General features: G+C 54.9%; 4 protein-coding genes. 2 read left to right on the top strand and 2 right to left on the bottom strand.

The genetic code is table 11. From position 1 onward, the window contains the following. On the bottom strand, positions 1-1,222 hold a 1,222-nt coding region (zigA, locus tag FN633_RS06720; protein ID WP_154058846.1), incomplete at its 3' end, for a zinc metallochaperone GTPase ZigA. A gap of 168 nt (positions 1,223-1,390) precedes the next feature. On the opposite strand from zigA, the gene FN633_RS06715 reads away from it, so the two are divergent. Then, a complete protein-coding gene (locus FN633_RS06715; protein ID WP_042392563.1) occupies positions 1,391-1,873 on the top strand; it encodes a MarR family winged helix-turn-helix transcriptional regulator in 483 nt (160 codons plus the stop codon). Between the two features lie 13 nt (positions 1,874-1,886). Further along, positions 1,887-2,099, top strand: a complete 213-nt coding sequence (locus FN633_RS06710) for a hypothetical protein (RefSeq protein WP_154057185.1) — start codon at positions 1,887-1,889, stop codon at positions 2,097-2,099. Positions 2,100-2,155: 56 nt separating this feature from the next. Here the strand turns inward: FN633_RS06710 and FN633_RS06705 are convergent, their stop codons facing one another. After that, positions 2,156-2,422, bottom strand: coding sequence for a hypothetical protein (locus FN633_RS06705; RefSeq protein ID WP_154057184.1), 267 nt, complete (start codon positions 2,420-2,422; stop codon positions 2,156-2,158). Positions 2,423-2,668 lie beyond the last annotated feature (246 nt).

The following is a 2,668-nucleotide window of genomic DNA, read 5'->3' as shown; positions in this document are numbered from 1 at the left end:
CCTCCTCCAACCACGGGTCGATGGGATCGTCGTAGTGCGTCCATCGCTGCGGGCCTTCGGCCATCTCCCGATCCGTCAGCAGGGCCGCATCCAGCTGCGCCCGCAGCCGCACCTCGTCCATCTCCATGCCGATAAACACCAGCTCCTGACGTGCATCGCCGACGCCCTCAAGCCAGTTAGCCATAATAAACTGCAACGACTCCTCATCTTCCGGCCAGCGCTCCCGAGGGATGCTTGCCCACCAGCTGCCAGCCAGCCCCTGACGCGCCACGCCCCCCGCATGCGACCACGAGCCAGCAAACTCTGGTCGGCTGGCCAGCCAGAAGTAGCCCTTCGAACGCACCACGCCCGTGAGTTCGTTCTCCATCACCTGCGCAAAGCGGGCCGGATGGAAAGGACGGCGGGCGCGATAGGCAAAGCTGGTGATGCCATACTCTTCCGTCTCCGGGGTATGCTCCCCGCGCAGCTCTTTGAGCCAGCCCGGCGACTGGGCGGCTTTGGCGAAATCGAACAGGCCGGTATTCAACACCTCGCTGAGCGGCACCTGGCCAAACTGCGCGGTCACCACTTTCGCTCCCGGGTTGAGGGAGCGCAACATGCCCAGCAGCCTGCGCTGCTGCTCGTCGCCGATCAGATCGATTTTGTTAATCACCAGCACATCACAAAACTCCACCTGCTCGATCAGCAGATCCACCACGCTACGGGTATCCTCCTCTCCAAGCGACTCTCCCCGGGAGTGAATACTCTCTTCCGAGCCGTAGTCGTTAAGAAAGTTAAAGGCATCTATAACGGTCACCATGGTATCGAGGCGCGCCACGTCCGCGAGGCTTCGCCCCTCATCATCGGCAAAGGTAAAGGTTTCCGCCACCGGGAGCGGCTCCGCGATGCCGGTGGACTCGATCACCAGCTGGTCAAACCGCCCCTCCCGCGCCAGGCGATTCACCTCAACCAGCAGATCCTCCCGCAGCGTGCAGCAGATACAGCCGTTGCTCATCTCCACCAGTTTCTCGTCGGTGCGTGACAGCTCGGCTCCACCCTCTCTGACCAGCGCAGCATCAATATTGACCTCGGACATATCATTGACGATCACCGCGACGCGCCTGCTCTCCCGGTTATTCAGGATATGATTAAGCAGCGTAGTTTTTCCTGCGCCTAAAAAACCGGACAGTACGGTGACCGGTAATCTTTTTCCTTCGCCTGTTTGAATGCTTGTTTCTGCCATTTTGCTCACCCTGCGTCATTTTTTGTATGTTATAACATAACAATTAAAGGCGACAAAGAGGATATTAAATTGACATCAATTGTATTTAGATCAATATTTACATCCATGTAACGAGACGGTTAGCTTGCTGTTTCTAAACCGAACTCTGACTACAAAAATAGTGACGATATGGAACACGATAAAATCGAGGCCTGTGGTATGCCGCCACAGAGCGAAGCCCCTGTAACAGTGGATCAGTTCCTCTGTTTCGCCCTCTACTCTGCTTCTCTGGCCATGACCAAGCTCTACCAGTCGCGACTGAAACCGCTGGGGCTGACCTATCCGCAGTATCTGGTTCTGCTGGCGCTATGGGAAAAGGATAACGTGACGGTCTCTGAGATTGGTGCGCGTGTGCAGCTCGACTCCGGCACTCTGAGCCAACTGTTGAAGCGGCTTGAAGAGTCGGGATTGATTAGCAGACGGCGTGACGTGGGCCGCGATGAGCGCAAGGTTCTGATCTCGCTCACCGAGCAGGGAGAGGCGTTAAAGATCCGCGCCGCCGGCGTCCCGGCAGACATGATTTCCGTGATGGATACGCCAATTGAAGAGCTATCTGACCTGACGGTTAGAGTAGCCGCGCTACGGCAGAAATTGATTAACGCCATCCCTTAAAGGGAAGGTCGGAGTGAACGTTTTGGAAAATTTACAGCTTGAGAGCAGTGACGATATTCACGCGCTGATAGGACAGATGGCATCACAGATGCTAAACACCGGTAAGCCGCTGCAGGCGCAAAACATGATGGCGTTTCTGCAGGATGAGGCAGAGCAGACCGCTGACGGCATGCGTAAACAGGACTACGCTATGGCCATACGCGCCATCGCCGACAGGGTACGATGATCCCTGCGGCGGACTTCCTGTGGAAGATAGTGCGGATAGACGTCGCGTTCAGGCTATCAGTGGATCATCTTACTGCTGGGAGGATAGTCACTGCCTGCCTGAAAGCTGCCGTACTCCGAGGATTGCGCCATAAGGCTGCTTTGCACTTCAATGACAGCGTTGGTACACGCCTGCTTTCTGAACGCCATCTTTTCTGAGACGGCCATAAGCTGAAGTTTTTCCATCAGGCTGTATGGCGTTATGGGATCGCCTTCGCTCAAAAGAGCAAGAATGGCTTCTCCCAGCACAATATCGGTCAATCTTTTATCATTAAATCTATTCATATCTGTGCCAGTTGCTTCTTTTGCCGGATATTCTAAAACGGTACGACGCTAAACAATTTAGCCCGCAATGTACAGGGTTTTCATCTGTAACACCCTGATTTCATGCTCGTACTTCCCACAGCAATCGTGCGGCTTTCGTTATGGCGATACCGTGAAAGATCTATGCGGGCAAAAAAGGTATCCTCGACATTGTAGCCTGCCTCCCCGTTTCTGCCACAGCCCGCAGCATAATTCACTGGTGAGATC

It is taken from the genome of Pseudescherichia vulneris (genome assembly GCF_902164725.1).
GTDB classification, from domain to species: Bacteria; Pseudomonadota; Gammaproteobacteria; order Enterobacterales; family Enterobacteriaceae; genus Pseudescherichia; species Pseudescherichia vulneris.
Note: the sequence above shows the minus strand (reverse complement) of the source record. Positions and strands in the feature narration are given on the sequence as shown.

Bases quoted from the DNA above. Each gene is read 5' to 3' on its own strand.
- FN633_RS06715 (WP_042392563.1), top strand. From the start codon at position 1,391: ATGGAACACGATAAAATCGAGGCCTGTGGTATGCCGCCACAGAGCGAA.
- FN633_RS06705 (WP_154057184.1), bottom strand. From the start codon at position 2,422: ATGAATAGATTTAATGATAAAAGATTGACCGATATTGTGCTGGGAGAA.